Source organism: Neobacillus sp. PVCKKU3, assembly GCF_058323225.1.
On the sequence record NZ_JBLVQN010000028.1, the window covers coordinates 63,433 to 79,140 of the forward strand.

The following is a 15,708-nucleotide window of genomic DNA, read 5'->3' on the forward strand; positions in this document are numbered from 1 at the left end:
TAAAAAAAGGAATGGTACAATGGTAAAATAATAGGTACTATTGAACAACTGGAGGCAGAATAAGAATGTACAGCTTTAAAAACGATTACAGTGAAGGGGCGCACCCTAGAATTTTAAATGCTTTAGTGGATTCTAATCTTGTGCAGGAGGACGGGTATGGCGAGGACCGTTATACCAGTGAAGCGATTAAACTTATCAAAGAAAAAATGGGGCAGATTGATGTTGATGTTCACCTTTTAGCCGGTGGTACGCAAACGAACTTAACCGCAATTTCTGCTTTCTTAAGACCACATGAAGCGGCGATGGCAGCAAGCACCGGCCATATTCTTGGACATGAAACAGGAGCTATTGAGGCTACCGGCCATAAAGTCATTTCAATTGAAACGAAGGATGGAAAGTTAAATCCTTCCCATCTTCAAGCGGTTCTTGACGGACACCCGGATGAGCATATGGTGAAGCCGAAGCTGGTTTACATATCCAATTCAACAGAAATTGGCACTATTTATAAAAAGAATGAATTGCAAGCGTTAAAAGAATTTTGTTCTGAAAATAATTTGATTTTATATATGGACGGCGCGAGACTAGGGTCGGCATTGTGCTCCTCGGAGAATGATCTTCAGTTAAGTGACCTTCCTGCATTGGTGGACGCTTTTTATATTGGTGGTACGAAGAACGGTGCACTGATTGGGGAGGCGTTAGTGATATGCCGTGACTCGCTGAAGGAGGATTTCCGCTATCATATAAAGCAAAAGGGCGGGCTTTTGGCAAAAGGAAGACTGCTTGGCATCCAGTTCCTTGAGCTGTTTCGGGACAACCTGTTTTTTGACTTGGCAGGGCATGCGAATAAACTGGCGGAATTGCTTGTTGCTGAAATTAAGAAATTGAATGTTCCTTTTTTGACCGAGTCACCATCTAACCAAATTTTTCCGATTCTTCCGAATGCAGTGATTACGGAACTGGAACATAAGTATGGGTTTCATATTTGGGAAAAGGTAGATTCCGACCATTCTGCCATCCGACTTGTTACCTCCTGGGCAACAAAGGAGGACAAGGTTACAGATTTTATAGCAGACCTAAAAAAGGCGATAATCGGAGTACAACAGAATTAGTATTCTGCCATCTTTACCATCCAAAAAACTGAAAAACTAGCGCCCTCAAGTGGCGCTAGTTTTTCATCTGAAATTGGTTACTCCCTACATGGCAAGTGTCAGCGGCCAATAGTAGAAGATAAACGTAACGATAATAATCACAATACCGCTTGCAACCAGGTACAACGGATATCTTCGAGTAATGGACATTTCCTCTTTATCGTTTGCTTCAATCGGACGCTTTAAAATGTTTTCTAGGAAGCTTCTTTCTTCCGTTGTGATTTCGCCAAATTTAGAACCAAAATATAAGGCAAGAGAGCTTAGGATAATGCCAATAATGACAGGATTCAAGTAGACAGGAAGCGTGATGCCCATTTTTTTCAATGATTCTCCCAACACAACTCCTAAAAATCCCATTATAATGCTCCATAACGCTCCAGTTTTCGTTATCTTTTTCGAATAAATGCTGGCAAAAGCTACTGGTCCCCAAGAAGCAGCGAACAGGGTGGCTGCAAAATAACCAATCCACATGATGGAAGGCGGCTGCCAAAGGCCAATCAAAAGGATGATAAAGCTAACGACAATCATCGAAATACGGCTGACTCTTAGCAATTGTTTGTCCGAATAGGTTTTATTTCGGGATTGCTCCAGGATATCCCTCGTGATGCTTGATCCGATTAGCTGCAGGAAGCTGGCGCACGAGGATAAGGCGGCAGCCATAATCCCACTTATGATAACCACGCCCAGCCATTTTGGAACCATGTTCATCGCAGCCCAAATAAATACTTTTTCCGTAGGTTTTATATCCGGGTTGACAGTGGTTATCGTTGAGATACTAATATGCAGGAATAGATAAATGGTAATGATAGAGATTGTCGCCCAAACCCCGGAGCGAATCGCAACATGTTCGTTTTTCGCCATCAAATACCGGCTGCTTTGCCACGGGCTGATGGCGATCACGGCTGACCAAACCAAACCTAGGATAATGGCCCAAACCAAGGCCTCCCATGGTTGGCCCATATAATTGCTGGGTCCGGTGATGCCGTGCCAGCTTAATAAATCAGGGCGCTCCGGATTTGTGGCAGCTTTGATAATTGCATCAGGAAACCCTCCGGCCTTGCCAATGATGAAAGGGAAAGAGATATAAGTGGCAATCGAAAATAAGAAAAACATGATTGTGTCATTCACCATGACCCCTTTAGCACCAGAGAGAACGGTGAAAGATGCATAAACAATCCACATAATCAGCAAAGCCACGGTGTAGGAGACACCTGAAATTTCCGACAGCAGCACAGCCCCACCTTGTGTAACAGCGACAAGATAAGCGGAAATTCCCAGGATCGTGGTAATCGCGGCGGCCAGCCTTACTTTGTTTGACTGAAAACGGTTACCAAAATATTCAGGAACCGTTAATGACTTACTTCTTCTCAAGTAACGCCCGAAAAAGAAGACACCCACTACGTACCCAGTGGCATTAAAGGTCACTAGAATTAATAGAAGAATAGGATAGCCTTCATAAGAAAATCCTGCTTCTCCCATAAAGGACACGGTGCTTAAAAACGAAGCAACCAGTGTCCCTGTTACCATCAAGGTTGAACCTTTTCTTCCAGAAACATAATATTCTTCAGAACTTTTTACCTTTCTTGAAAGGACCACACCAATTAGGACGTACAAAATAAAGGATACAATGATACCAATTGTATAAATCATGATATCTCCGCCTTTTCATCCGTATTGACAGGTTGTTTTGCAACAATGTTTTGGTCCATTTTCCGAATAAATAGATGTGAAATAAGACCGAGAATAATCAATGATCCACCATAGCCAATAGAAAAAAGAAATTCGCCCATCCACAACACTCCTTTGCATTAATTGGTTTCAATAAAGATAATGCAAATTCTGTGCCAATTCTAAAAATTCCGTTACTTATAACAAAAATTTGTACTTTATTCCGTTAAATCATATTTATGGAGTTTTCTCATAATGGTCGTTTGATTCACCCCAAGGGCCTTTGCTATTTTTCTGGTTGTTTTATATTTCGATAAAGCATAGGAAAGCACCTGCTTCTCTGTTTCTTCAACTGCCTTCTTCAAAGGCATTTCCTGCAGTGAAATATTCTTTTGGATCCGCTGTTCCATGGCAATGGGTAAATCCTCTATGCTTAGTAACGAATGATGAGCAGTAACGACAAGGTGTTCGATGAAATTCTCAAGCTCCCTGACATTTCCCCGCCATTCCTGGAGCTGGATAAATAGTTTCGCATCTTCTTCCAATTGTACTTGCTGCGAATACTTCGTATTGAATTTATCAAGAAAATAATCGGTCAATCCTAAAATATCCAATTTGCGTTCTCGTAAAGGGGGGATTCTTAACGGTACAACATGCAAACGATAGTATAGGTCCTCACGGAATTTCTTTTGTTCGATCATGTGCAGCAGATTCTTGTTTGTTGCTGAAATTATACGTATATCCACATGTTTTTCGGATGTACCGCCTACCTTTTTGAACGATTTCTCCTGAACAAGATGCAGAATTTTCACTTGCAGCTCTAAGGGCATTTCGCCAATTTCATCTAAAAAAAGTGTACCGCCATTTGCCATTTCAACCAGTCCTGCCTTACCTCGTTTATTGGCCCCTGTAAACGCTCCTGCTTCATAACCGAATAATTCGGATTCCAATAATGTGTCCGGGATGGCACCACAGTTAACCTGAACAAAGGGTTTATCCTTTCTCGGGCTGTGTTCGTGAATAATCCTTGCTAATACACCTTTGCCAACACCCGATTCACCGTGAATGAAGATGGAAGAATCCAGTGGTGCCACTTTTTGGGCCATTTGCAGTGTAGACTTCATATTTTGTGCCTGTGTAATGAATGTATGGCGTCCGGCAGTCAGGACGATTTTATTTTCCTCATGAAGAGAATGGATTTCTGATAGCTTTCTTTTCATTTCCACTAGTTCAGAAATGTCCCGCGAATTACAGACGATTCGATATAATTTTCCTTCCTCATCAAAAACGGGTTTTGCTGTAGCAAGAACAGTCTTGCCGTTTGGATAAGTTTGTTCATTAGATTGAACCGCTTGTGTTTTCATTGTTCTTAACGTAACGGATTCCTTAATAATCCCTTTTTCTTCAAGTTCACGGATGTTCTTATGAATAAAAGCCTCAGGTGGAAGGCCGGTAAAATATTTGCACGAGTCACTAACAAATAAGACATCACCATTTGCGTCAGTAACAAAAATTTCATCATAGCTGGAATTCAGAATTTGCGTTAGTTCTTTAATTTTTCTAAGGGAAATGTCTAATTGCTCTTGAAGAGATTCGCTTACATTCATCAGATGGGTAATGGTTTGCTGATATTGGTCTGCGCCGATCATACTTTCACTTCCTTTTTGTCATATTGAACACATTTTGCATCGGTGTTTATGCTGTTTAGGACTTGGACTTTGACTTCGAATCAGTATTAGCAAAGAACACTGTTAATTTGAGGCATTTTTGCATCGGTTGGTGCAAAAAAAGTTCAGATTTACCAGCAATTATATATTATTTTTTTGAATAATGGTAAATAATCGAAAAATAGTTTTTGAAAAAAGTTGGCACGATTATTGCTAGTAAATGATATAGAGATATTTTGAGGAGTGATGTTATGGCAAATTTTAAACATTTATTTAGTTCAACCACGATTGGTACAACCGATTTGAAAAATAGAATTTTAAGTACGGCCCACCAAACCAATCATGTGATTGATGGGATCCCGACTGCTGATATGACAGCTTATCATGTTGCGAGGGCTAAGGGTGGGGCGGGTCTGATTATCCTCGAAGCCGCCGCGGTTCATCCATCAGGGATGCTGACCACCAATACAATTGCCGGGTATGATGAAAATGTCGTACCTGCTTATTTCGAATTAGCGAAAGGCGTTCATCAATATGGGACAAAAGTATTTTCTCAATTATTTCATGGTGGAAGGGAAGTGGTTTCAAGCGAATATCGAAATGCTGCTTGGGCACCTTCTGCAGTTCCGAGCCTGAGGTTCAGCACCATGCCTAAACCGATGAGTATTGAGGAAATCAAAGAGGTGATTGAAGGATTTGCGATTTCGGCAAGGTTAGCAAAAGAAGGCGGGCTGGATGGGGTAGAGATCTGCTGCTCGCATGGCTATCTTCCTGCACAATTTTGGGCGGAACACACAAATTTACGTACAGATGAATACGGAGGATCATTTGAAAATCGGATGCGCTTTATTGTAGAAGTCATGGAACGGGTCTGGCAGGTGGTTGGGGAAGACTTTACGGTCGGAATCCGTATGAGTGCCGATGAAATGACCATGGATGGCACAACGGTTAAAGACGCGGTTAAGATTGTGGAATATTTGGTGGAGCGCGTAAGGGTAGATTTTGTTGATGTGACTGCAGGAGATTCGAGTACATTTGCAGGATCCACACATATTGTTCCTCCTTCACCAATCAAACATGGGTATTTGACACCTCAATCCTTTAAAATTCGAATGGCGGGGGCAGTACCTGTATTTGTCGGCTCACGGATTGTCGACCCGGTCGAGGCGGAGCAAATTGTTGCATCTGGAAAAGCTGATATGGTTGGGATGACACGCTCCTTGATAGTTGATCCCGAAATGCCGAATAAGGCAATCTCCGGCAATCTTCATTTAATGGATGCTTGTATTGGCTGCCTGCAGGCGTGTATTGGTCATTATCATAAAGGATTAACCATCGGCTGTGTGCAAAACCCTTCAGCAGGGAAGGAAAGAGAGGTTCATGAATTAAAGAACAGTCCGCGTGAGAAGAAGAAGGTCCTTGTCATCGGAGCAGGACCTGCGGGGATGCAGGCAGCCGTGACATTGGATGAACAAGGCCACGATGTCGTTTTGGCGGATAAAGCCGACCAGGCAGGAGGATTATTGCATACATTAAGACGGGCGCCGATGAGACAAGAACTCGCTGAATCGATGCTCGATAATTATGTAAGAAAGTTATCTAATAGCAAGGTACAGCTTGAACTAGGTTGGAATGTCCAATACGAAGATATTGTGAAAATGTCCCCGGATGCAATTATCTGCGCTGCCGGATCCAGACCTTATATCCCAAGTATCCCGGGAATACAAGATCCACGAGTTCTCACGGTCGATGAACTGTTCAACAAACGGGCCAAACCAATTGGAAAAAATGTCTTAGTTTTTGATTTTGCTGGGGATTGGCCAGCAATGGAAGCGGCAATTGAATTAGGGGAAAAAGGCCATCAAGTTACTTTGATTTCGGCGCGGCTTTATATTGGAGAAGAAGTCCATCAATACTTACGAAATGAATATTTGAAAAAGCTCTATCAACTTAAAGTTAAGCTGCGGCCACATTATGATTTGGGAGAAATAAAGGGCGATGGAGTAGTAATTAGAAATCTATTTTCTTATGAAAAAGAAACTTTGGAAAATTGGGATACAATCGTCCTATCGCTTGGACGCATACCAAATACTGAACTATACGAAGAAATCAAGAATCTAGGACCGCATGTTTTACAAATCGGAGACTGCCTCGCACCTAGAACATTAGAAGAAGCCACATATGAGGGATTGATGACATCCTTACAGCTAGGGGGAAAAGGGATGAATAATCGTGGAATCACTTTTAGTGAATCGATTGTTAAATAATAGTCTTAAGCCAGACCACGGTAGTGTGGGCTGGCTTTTATGTCGAAAGCTTTTATCTCTTAAACACATGATCCCCAATAGAGGCGGTTGTCGTCTTTGAATCAAGCCAGCGGCTGGTTGCAATTGCCGGATTATAGAAGAATAACGAATCTCCTACTAGTTCCCTTTTCTCGTTCAATGCTTCTCGTACTGCTTTAATAGAATCCTCATCTGCGGGTTTATTAATGGCCCCATTGCGGACAGGCTGGAACTGCCCCTTTTGATAAATAACCTCTCTTATCGAGTTAGGGAATGCCGAACTCGCAACACGATTTAAAACAACGCAGGCAACGGCCACCTTTCCTTCGTAAGGCTCAATCTCTGCCTCGGCCCTGACCAATCTCGCCAACAAATCTAGTTCTTGTTCTGAATATCCCTGATTCTCTTCAAGTTTAAACGCGGCAGATGCCGCCGCAGCTCTAACAGCAACTGTCCTTGCTACCGTCATTTCAGCCTCAGAATCACCAGTATGTATAGTTTGTCCAACATAAATCAAATCGAGGTTTTGAACCTGCGGGTTTCGATTCGCTAGATCTTGTAAAGTCATATTATGTTCTCTTGCTATCCTAGTCATTGTATCCCCGGTTTTAACCGTATAAGCAAAAACAGGTGAAGCAAATAAGAGTGAAACTACTATCGTTAAAGTCGCTATTAATTTTATCATTGGTATTTCCCTCCTGGTTGATATAACGTAATCTCTTAGTGTCTATTTCTATGAATCGAAAAAAAAGAATAGTATTACAGTTTGATTTCGTAGAAATAACAATTGTGTTATGTTGAAAAAATATAAAGGAGGTCGCTGATAATCGGAAACTAACAGAAAATATGAATTTGCTAGTTTTTAAAGAAAAATCTATATTTAGAAACTATAATGAAAAAAGAGATTTTTTAAGGGGGTGTGCATCATGAAGAACATCAAAGTATCCCTTCAAACCAAGATATTCGGGCTGGTTCTAATCCTTAGTTTCATATTGATTTTGTTGTTGACCGGATTTTACAGTTATATGGAAAGCAAACAAATCGAGGAAAACAAAGGAAGGCTGGCGCTAGAAATCTCGAGAACTGTTTCATACATTCCGACCATAATCGAGGCATTTAAAACGGATGACCCATCCATAATCATTGAGCCTATTGCGGAGAAAATCCGCAAAGAAACGGGTGCTGAATTTGTTGTAATTGGGAATAAAGATGGATTCAGATACTCGCATCCTGAAAAAACAAAACTTGGCCGGAAGATGACCGGAGGAGATAATGACAGGGCCCTTACAAAAGGGGAGTACTATGTCTCCAAGGCGAAAGGAACACTTGGACCATCGATAAGGGGAAAATCTCCGATATTAAACAAACAGGGAGAGATTATTGGAATTGTGTCAGTCGGATTTCTTCTCGAAGATGTCAATCAGCAAATTATCGATAACATCAGAAGGGTATTGATCGTTTCATTATTTGCCTTATTCATTTCGCTAATCGGCAGTATTCTACTAGGCCGCAACATCCGCAAAGATACGATGGGACTTGAACCGTACGAAATTGCCACCCTTTATAAGGAGAAAAATGCAGTCCTCCATTCTGTTAAAGAAGGGATTCTAGCAATCAATCAAATGGGATATATCACGATGATGAATCAACAGGCGAAGGAACTTCTGCAGCTACAAGGAACCGTAAGAAACAGGAAGGTAGATGGGCTGTTTCCATCTAGCTATTTGTATGAGGTGTTAAAAACGGGAGCCTCGCAAACGGACAAGGAAATGGTTTGGAATGATAAAACCGTGATCGTGAATTGTACGCCAATCATGGATGGAAAAAACGGTATAAAAGGCGTTGTGGCATCTTTCCGTGACAAAACGGAAATTGAGCAAATGATTAATACCATATCTGAAGTAAAAAGGTATTCGGAGGACCTCCGTGCCCAGACCCACGAATTTACCAATAAACTTTACTTTTTACTGGGCTTGCTGCAGCTTGGGGAATACAAGGAAGCTATCGAGATGATTCAAGGTGAAACCCAGGCACTTCAGTTTCAGAATTCAATTGTTTTTAAGCAAATAAAAGATACAAAAATACAGGCTATTTTATTAGGAAAATTAGGAAAAGCATCAGAAAAGAAAATAAACTTTGAGATTAATACAGACAGTTACTTAGAAGCAATGCCTGCCCATATTAAGCTTTCTAACCTTATTGTCATTCTAGGAAACTTGATTGATAATGCCTTTGAAGCTGTTTACGGAAGTAAAGACCCTGTTGTTAAATTCTTTGCAACAGATATCGGAAGTGATATCATTTTTGAAATTTCTGATAACGGGATAGGGTTTGATGAGGCTGAAATACCGCTCCTTTTTGAACGGGGCTATTCCTCTAAAATGGGTACGGTGCCGAGGGGATTTGGCTTATCAAATGCTGAACAGGCTGTATTAGAATTGAATGGGATGTTAGAGGCGCAAAGCAATCCTGAAAGCGGCGCTATTTTTACCGTTTATATTCCAAAGAACGTGCAAGGGGATGAGATGGTTGGATAGGATCAAAACGGTTATTGCGGAAGATGATTTTCGGATCGCTGATATGCATGAAAAATTTTTAAATAAGTTTGAAGAAATAGAAGTTGTAGGCAAAGCATTAAATGGTGAGCAGACACTTCAAGTGCTTGAAAAGGAAAAGCCTGATTTTCTACTTCTTGATGTGTATATGCCTGATATGCTTGGATCTGATCTTTTGCCTGTGATACGAGAAAAGTATCCGAAGGTTAGTATTATTATGATCACGGCTGCTACCGATAAGGAATTTCTTGAAAAAGCTTTAAATTACGGGGTTGAAAATTACCTGATCAAGCCGGTAAACAAAGAAAGATTTGATGATGTTATCCAGGAATATATCAAAAAACATACCTTGCTTTCTTCCACTCAGGAAATTAATCAAAACTATGTAGATCTTCTTTTTAGAAATGGGAAAGCAGAAAGAGAAGGCAAAAGCGTAGTGCTGCCGAAGGGCATCGATGAAATAACACTAGGAAAAGTAAAAGCTGTTTTTCAGAAAAGGAAAGACGGCCTTTCGGCAGAGGAAGTTGGCAAAGAAATTGGCGCTTCCCGGATTACGGCACGAAGATACCTGGAGTATCTTTCCTCCAAACAGGAGTTAAAAGCAGAAGTAGTATATGGAATTGTCGGAAGGCCGGAAAGAAAATATTATCCAGTATCATGAAGGAAGGCGAATAGGTTGCCTTTCTTTTTCTTTTGGAAAAATCCCCCTCCCGTGAACAATATGTACAAAATCAACTTAAATTACGTTAAGAACTTTATTTTGGTAACGTTTTCACCCCAGAATATTTTGATTATATTTAATTAACAAACAAAAGGGGTGACTAATTTGTTAGCAATTTTAGGATTTTTAATGATTATTACTTTCATGACATTGATTATGACTAAACGCCTTCCCGCTATGATCGCGCTGATGGTAGTGCCTGTTATTTTTGCATTGATTGGCGGCTTTGGGAAGGAAATGGGACCGATGGCGCTAGAGGGGATTAAAAGTGTTGCGCCAACCGGAATTATGATTCTGTTTGCGATTCTGTTTTTCGGGATTATGATTGATGCCGGAGTGTTTGATCCTATCATTTCGACAATCTTGAAAGTGGTAAAAGGGGACCCAGTCAAAGTAGCGATTGGAACGGCTGTCCTTGCCCTATTAATTTCCCTCGACGGGGATGGGACGACCACTTATATGATAACGATTTCAGCGATGCTGCCATTATATAAACGGATTGGTATGAGACCATTAACACTTGCTGGAATTGCCGTATCAGCTTCAGGAGTAATGAACCTCCTTCCATGGGGCGGTCCGACGGCTAGAGCAATGACAGCCTTGCATATGGAAATGTCAGATATTTTTACACCGGTGATCCCAAGTATGGCGGGTGGTATCGTATTTGTTTTATTCATGGCCTTCGTGCTTGGAAGAAAAGAGCGGAAACGGGTCGGTGTCATGCAAATCGATCCTGGCACGAGCAATATGGTAGCTGCAACTTCAGAGGCTGCCTACCTAAAACGTCCTAAGTTAATTCTTATAAACTATGCTCTGACGATTACTCTATTAGTGGCATTAATCCAAGAGTGGCTTACAACAACAGTCTTGTTCATGCTTGGATTCGCTATTGCGATTACGCTTAACTACCCACGCTTAAGCGATCAAAAGGAACGAGTTGCCAACTATGCAGACAATGCCTTGTCAGTTGTTTCAATGGTGTTTGCGGCAGGGATTTTTACAGGTATTTTGACAGGTACAAAAATGGTAGATGCCATGGCAACTACAATGATTTCCTATATTCCGGATTTTCTAGGTTCACATTTTGCTGTGATTACAGCGATTATTAGCGCACCATTAACCTTCTTTATGTCAAATGATGCTTTCTATTATGGGGTGCTGCCTTTGCTTGCTAAAGCAGCGAGTGTATATGGAATCGACCCGGCGTTTTTTGGGCGGGCATCATTGTTAGGACAGCCTGTTCACTTATTAAGCCCTCTTGTCCCTTCGACCTACCTCTTGGTTGGTATGGTTGGCGAAGATTTCGGCGACCTGCAGCGTACATTCCTAAAATGGGCTTGCGGCTCGACATTGGTGATGATTGTCGTTGCAATTGTTTTAGGCATTATTCCTTTTTAATAGAAAAATAGGCTGGAGGATTCAATATGTGGATTATTACCGTCTTTTTAGGAAAAAATAATGTCTCAATGTATGAATTTTATTCTGAGCAGGAAGCAAGGGAAGCGTTTGGCAATGTATCCGGTTGCAAATTTCTTTCTGAGGTGATTTATTATAACGATAAAGAATAAATAGGATTTTTGGTTATAGAGAGAGAAGGTTTTTCAATGAATATATTGTTTCATATTTTGCTGGATATCATTTTCCCGATCTTTGTGTTAATCGTGGCAGGTGCTATCTTGCAGCGGACTGTTAAGTTAAATTTATCTACACTGTCAACTTTGACAGTGTATTTCTTATTACCTGCAGTTTGTTTCGTCAATATTTATCAGAGCAACTTGCCGAATGCGGTCGTTAGTCAGACGTTAGGCTTTTTAATGCTGTTTAACTTTATTCTAATTCTTATCAGTATGATAATTGCAAAAGCGAACAAATTTGACCGCAAGCTGTCTTCAACGTTTAAAAACAGTATGGTCTTAAGCAATTCCGGAAATTACGGTCTGCCGGTAAGCGAAATGGTTTTTGCCGCGAATCCGATCGCCATGTCCATCCAAATCATCATCATGATTTTTCAAAACATACTCACATTTACTTACGGTTTATATAACTGTGTTTCTGCCCAGAGCAGCGGGATGGAAGTTTTGCGGAAAATTATGCGGCTGCCGGTGATTTACGCTCTATTGTTGGCTGTATTGTTGAAATGGCTTCATGTGGAAATTCCCTTATATATTTGGAAGCCAATTGAAAATGCGTCGAACGCTTTTTTAGCGGTTGCGCTCGTTACATTAGGTGCACAGGTTGCGTATTTGAAAATTACTCACATTTCCCGGCCTATCGTCTGGATTGTCATCGGCAGGCTGATGATCTCGCCGATCGTTGGTTTTTTCGTTATCACAATTCTTGGTCTTAAAGGGATTACGGCTCAAGCGTTATTCATAGCCAGTTCCTTTCCGACCTCGAGAAATAGTTCCCTTCTCGCGCTTGAGTATGATAATTATCCGGAATATGCCTCGCAAGCAGTCCTGTTAACGACCATTATCAGCAGTGTTACCGTTGCCATCGTCGTGTACCTTTCGAAAATCCTTTTTGCGGCGTAAATGCACTTATTAGACAGGCCAATTTTTCAATGGATAAGTCTAAATCCGCAAAAAATGAATATTTTCATAGTAGATAAGGAGGCGATAAGGTGAAATCAATCGGCATCTTGGGGGTAGGTCAAGCAGGAGGAAATATCGCTGAAATAGCAACGACGATGGGCTTTCAAACTGCCCTTATCAACACTAATCAACGTGATGGGGCAGTCAATACAAAGGTTGAAAAGAAATACTTTGTCCCCGGGTATAATGGTGCAGGGCAGGACCGTTCAGTTGGATTACGGGCGGTTCATGAGCATTACCGGGAACTGATTGAATTTGTTAAAAAGTCCTTTAAAAATGTGAAGCTGCTATTGGTTGCTTTTTCGACAGACGGAGGAACTGGTTCGGGGATGAGTCCTCTGTTAATTGATATTTTATTAGACCAGCTGCCGGGTATGAACATCGGGGCGATTGCGGTTGTGCCTGAGCGGAATGTGCTGGCAGGGAATCGAATCAATGCGGCTGAATGCATTGAGCAGATTTCCAAAATTGAAGGCATTTCTTCCGTATTTCTAGTGGATAACGATCAAATGCGTAAAGTAAATCCGCAATCAAGCAAGCAGCAAGTTTATCTTCAGTCCAACCATCAGGTTATGGAGGCCATCAGCCATGTCCTGGAAGTAACACAAAAGAGTTCATTTTACGGCAATTTTGATGAAACGGATTTGATGAATATCCTCAATACAAGGGGAGTAACGTTGATATCTTCGGCACCTGTTACTGATGCGAAGACGACGGCAGAAGTGGCCGAAAGCATTCAACGCTCTTGGGCAACCTCCATCTTTTGCCCTGTCGATACAGTTGGGGTCATTAGGGCGGGTCTTATATATGAAGGGCCGGAGACAGTCACGAAGCTCATTAATGCGCCTTCTATTTTTGAGGGGATTGGGGAGCCTTTAGAACTATTTGAGGGAACCTATATAACGGAAGGGGATCCGACGATTACGACAATTTTGGCAGGGCTGTCTTTCCCGAGGCGCCGCCTGCAATCCTTGGAAGAATCACTGGAGAAAAACAAAGAGCGTCTGCAATATCTCGTCAAGAAGGAACACGCAGAGAGATATGAATCCTCTGTTTCCTGGGCTTCCAATCTGAAAGCAAAACCGCCTGAACGAAAGTCCTCGGGAGTAACTTCCAAGTTGTCAAAGTATCAGAAATAGGGTAGTTAAAAGGGCATCCTCTTATGGGGCTGTTGACAAAATGGGAAAGGAGTTGAAATTCCTTTCCCATTTTGTTTTTTCTAATTTTTGGGGTGTTTTTTATAACCACTTTCCACACTTTTTGATGTTAATTTATTACCTTTATCATCCGTTTTAAATTCAATGCCAACGCCGAAAAGAGGCATTGTTCAAGAATTTTTTCAATGCCCCTCTTATTAGTTTTAAGTAAGTTGTGTTTCGTCTTCATGGTTCCAAAGGAACCTTCGCACCAAACTCTTCTTAGTTTTTGAACTTCTTTGTATTCATCGGTCTTTGCTCTTTCTTTATTTGCTTCCAATAATTCGTGTGCAATTGGACGTTCAATAGTTCTTCTACTCGCTGTTATTCCAAAGCACTGCTCTCTAAATGGACAGACTTTACAGTCTTTTGCTTTCGCAGAATATACTTTGTAAACCTGTTGATCATTTTTTCGTCTTAGATGAGTAAAATGGAGTTCTTTTTCATTTGGACAGATGTATGTATCGGTTTCACCATGGTATACAAAATCTCGATAAGAAGTAGAATTATGAGCTGTGTTAGACTGAGTAGGACTAATATATCCCGTAATTTCCAATGTTTTTAACCCATGATGAATAGGGGTTGTATCATATCCCTTATCAGCTCCAACATTCTTAATATCTAAATTAAATTTTTCTTTAATTACTTTTAATCTTTCTACAAAGGGTTCACAATCATTAAGGTTTCCAGCACTTGGGTGAATATCTACTATGATTCCATTTTTGGCATCAATACTTGTGTGGGCTAAATAGTGAGGACCTGATGGTTTCCCAGGACGATTTAACAGCCCAGAGTCTGGATCGGTTTGGGGAATGGAAACATTTTTAGTTGATGGATCTTTTGGTTTTCTACCTCGTTTTTGTTTACCTGTTTCTTTTCTTTTTTCTTCTAGTTCCTTTTCAATTTTCCTCGCTTCTTCTTCAAGTGTATTAAGATATTGCGAAGGGGTCTTCTCAACAACAACTTTCTCAACTTTGTCTTTCGCGGCACTTGCTTTAATATGGGTTGAATCTGTTACGATAACTTCTCCGGTAACATACCCTTTCTCTATGCAAAGTTTAATTATATGATCAAAAACTTCTTGAAAAACTGTACTACCCTTAAATCTTCTACGACGGTTTTGACTAAATGTTGAGTGGTCGGGTACAGGATCTGATAAATCAAGTCCTAAAAACCATCGATAAGCGATATTTAAATGGACTTCTTGTTCAAGCTGACGTTCTGAATCAATATTATAAAGATAACCAATAAGTAACATTTTATATAAAAGAACAGGATCAAGTGATTTCCTACCAAGTTTCGAATAATACTTTTCCATTTTGCTATATATAAATGTAAAATCGATTTTTTCATTTATTCGGCGTAAAAGATGGTTTGAAGGTACAAAAACATTTAGATCAATGAACTCCAATTTACTCTGATATTCGTCTTTTCGACCCATCATAATAATTCCCCCAATAAAAAACCTGTATAGAATAAATTCTACACAGGTTTTGGAAAATCCTATTAGATTGTCAACAGCCCCCTTATGGGGTGTCTTTTTTTACGGAGAAATTGTGGGTAGAGTTTTAACAGAAAGAAGATTTAAATGAAAAAAAAGCGGTGAGATCGTCTAACGGGTTCCGTTAACTATCGCAAACATTAAAAATGCAAGTTAAAATGAGTGCCAATTTGCATATGAAATTGACACTCATTTTTAATTGGTGTAAATCCATTTGGGTGAAAATTCCACAAAAATTTGTATAGGGAAATGCACCACAAATCGTAGTGGTACAATGGCTGTTGTACCCCCACAATTTGATATACAATTTATCTTACAAAAAATGCTTAGAAACATAAGTAGTCTAATCCTTAATTGAGTAACCAGTGATATA

13 protein-coding genes are annotated in these 15,708 nt (G+C 40.6%); 8 read left to right on the forward strand and 5 right to left on the reverse strand.

Going from position 1 to position 15,708, the window contains the following annotated elements; all coding sequences use genetic code 11:
• Positions 1–65: 65 nt before the first annotated feature.
• Positions 66–1,109 (forward strand): threonine aldolase family protein, encoded by a 1,044-nt coding sequence (locus ACNQGS_RS18590; RefSeq protein ID WP_491488634.1) that lies wholly within the window; start codon positions 66–68, stop codon positions 1,107–1,109.
• An 84-nt stretch (positions 1,110–1,193) separates the two neighbouring features.
• Here ACNQGS_RS18590 and ACNQGS_RS18595 read toward each other — a convergent pair whose 3' ends face one another.
• From ACNQGS_RS18595 to ACNQGS_RS18605, 3 genes are all read right to left on the reverse strand, one after another.
• Positions 1,194–2,798, reverse strand: a complete 1,605-nt coding sequence (locus ACNQGS_RS18595) for a sodium:solute symporter family protein (RefSeq protein ID WP_491488635.1) — start codon at positions 2,796–2,798, stop codon at positions 1,194–1,196.
• Positions 2,795–2,938, reverse strand: a complete 144-nt coding sequence (locus ACNQGS_RS18600; RefSeq protein WP_491488636.1) for a hypothetical protein — start codon at positions 2,936–2,938, stop codon at positions 2,795–2,797. Before ACNQGS_RS18600 ends, ACNQGS_RS18595 begins: the two co-directional genes overlap by 4 nt.
• A 96-nt stretch (positions 2,939–3,034) precedes the next feature.
• A complete protein-coding gene (locus ACNQGS_RS18605; protein WP_491488637.1) occupies positions 3,035–4,465 on the reverse strand; it encodes a sigma-54 interaction domain-containing protein in 1,431 nt (476 codons plus the stop codon).
• A 269-nt stretch (positions 4,466–4,734) separates the two neighbouring features.
• On the opposite strand from ACNQGS_RS18605, the gene ACNQGS_RS18610 reads away from it, so the two are divergent.
• Entirely contained in the window at positions 4,735–6,750 is a 2,016-nt protein-coding gene (locus ACNQGS_RS18610) for an oxidoreductase (protein ID WP_491488638.1), read from the forward strand.
• A 52-nt stretch (positions 6,751–6,802) separates the two neighbouring features.
• Here the strand turns inward: ACNQGS_RS18610 and ACNQGS_RS18615 are convergent, their stop codons facing one another.
• Complete coding sequence (locus ACNQGS_RS18615; protein ID WP_491488639.1) at positions 6,803–7,453, reverse strand: cell wall hydrolase; 651 nt, start codon at positions 7,451–7,453, stop codon at positions 6,803–6,805.
• Positions 7,454–7,694: 241 nt separating this feature from the next.
• Here ACNQGS_RS18615 and ACNQGS_RS18620 point away from each other — a divergent pair, with 241 nt between their 5' ends.
• The 6 genes from ACNQGS_RS18620 to ACNQGS_RS18645 all read left to right on the forward strand — a co-directional run bounded on the left by ACNQGS_RS18620 (position 7,695) and on the right by ACNQGS_RS18645 (position 13,777).
• Positions 7,695–9,305, forward strand: coding sequence for an ATP-binding protein (locus ACNQGS_RS18620; RefSeq protein ID WP_491488640.1), 1,611 nt, complete (start codon positions 7,695–7,697; stop codon positions 9,303–9,305).
• Positions 9,298–9,984 (forward strand): response regulator, encoded by a 687-nt coding sequence (locus ACNQGS_RS18625; RefSeq protein WP_491488641.1) that lies wholly within the window; start codon positions 9,298–9,300, stop codon positions 9,982–9,984. Before ACNQGS_RS18620 ends, ACNQGS_RS18625 begins: the two co-directional genes overlap by 8 nt.
• Positions 9,985–10,149: 165 nt before the next feature.
• On the forward strand, positions 10,150–11,442 hold the full coding sequence (locus ACNQGS_RS18630; RefSeq protein ID WP_491488642.1) for a CitMHS family transporter: 1,293 nt from the start codon (positions 10,150–10,152) through the stop codon (positions 11,440–11,442).
• Between the two features lie 26 nt (positions 11,443–11,468).
• Entirely contained in the window at positions 11,469–11,612 is a 144-nt protein-coding gene (locus tag ACNQGS_RS18635; protein WP_378584749.1) for a hypothetical protein, read from the forward strand.
• A 36-nt stretch (positions 11,613–11,648) separates the two neighbouring features.
• The gene (locus tag ACNQGS_RS18640; protein WP_491488643.1) at positions 11,649–12,578 is read left to right on the forward strand and encodes an AEC family transporter; all 930 of its coding nucleotides are present in this window, start codon (positions 11,649–11,651) and stop codon (positions 12,576–12,578) included.
• An 89-nt stretch (positions 12,579–12,667) separates the two neighbouring features.
• The gene (locus ACNQGS_RS18645; protein WP_491488644.1) at positions 12,668–13,777 is read left to right on the forward strand and encodes an FtsZ/tubulin family protein; all 1,110 of its coding nucleotides are present in this window, start codon (positions 12,668–12,670) and stop codon (positions 13,775–13,777) included.
• A 127-nt stretch (positions 13,778–13,904) separates the two neighbouring features.
• Here ACNQGS_RS18645 and ACNQGS_RS18650 read toward each other — a convergent pair whose 3' ends face one another.
• Entirely contained in the window at positions 13,905–15,278 is a 1,374-nt protein-coding gene (locus ACNQGS_RS18650) for an IS1182 family transposase (protein ID WP_491488645.1), read from the reverse strand.
• Positions 15,279–15,708: the final 430 nt, after the last annotated feature.